This is a genomic window from Blautia sp. CAG:237 (genome assembly GCF_000436615.1).
Lineage (GTDB): Bacteria > Bacillota > Clostridia > Lachnospirales > Lachnospiraceae > Blautia_A > Blautia_A intestinihominis.
Genome location: NZ_FR886660.1, coordinates 1 through 772 on the forward strand (window position 1 = coordinate 1; position 772 = coordinate 772).

A 772-nucleotide genomic window follows, 5' to 3' on the forward strand; every position below is an offset into this window, starting at 1 on the left:
CCACCCATGATCTGCAGTGCCCTCGCCAGGCCAAATATTTTGACCAGTTTCCAGAACTGATAAACTGCACACCACGGCTGCCCCTGGCATCCAGGCTGTCCCCAGTTATTGACATCACGGGCAAATTTCGTATAGTTTTTGCTGCCGGCATTTCTGGTAAAATCATCCAGATATGCATTGCTCTTTTTTTCCAGATACGGTTTCTTACCGCCATAGTTGGCATAATAATTTCCAAGTTTTATGTGTTTCTCCAACTTATTTCCTGTAGTTTTTTTCTTCTCTTCTGCTTTTTCTTTATAATCTTTGTAAAACAGATCCATATCCACGTTTCCGCTGATCCCGGCAACTTTTCCCTTGCTGGAATACTGCCAGCCGATTCCCTGCTCCGGCTTAAGGCGTGTCTGCACAGTTCCATCATCATTTGCCGGGTATCTGGCAAGCCACAAGTCATAGGATTTCAATTTTGTACTCAGAACATTCTGATACCAGTCTACATTACAATAAATTCCGACCCTGTATCCTGCTTTTTTGATATGATCCAGAAAAGCCACCGCAATCTTCTCGACTGCCTCTTTTCCAAGTTTTCTCTGTTTCTCCCATTCCAGATCATAGAATACCGGAAGATCCAGTTCGCGCCCGTCAAGGACTGCGAGTGTTTCTTCTGCTTCTTTTAATGCCTGCGCTTCTGTCAGAGCATAACTGTATTTGTATCCACCCACAGCAATCTTATTCGCCCTGCATCCCTTATAATTATGTTCAAAACTTGTATCTG

Annotated in this window: 1 protein-coding gene; it reads right to left on the reverse strand. The window is 43.8% G+C overall.

Going from position 1 to position 772, the window contains the following annotated elements:
• On the reverse strand, positions 1–719 hold a 719-nt coding region (locus tag QZL69_RS00865; RefSeq protein ID WP_291517650.1), incomplete at its 3' end, for a GH25 family lysozyme.
• Positions 720–772 lie beyond the last annotated feature (53 nt).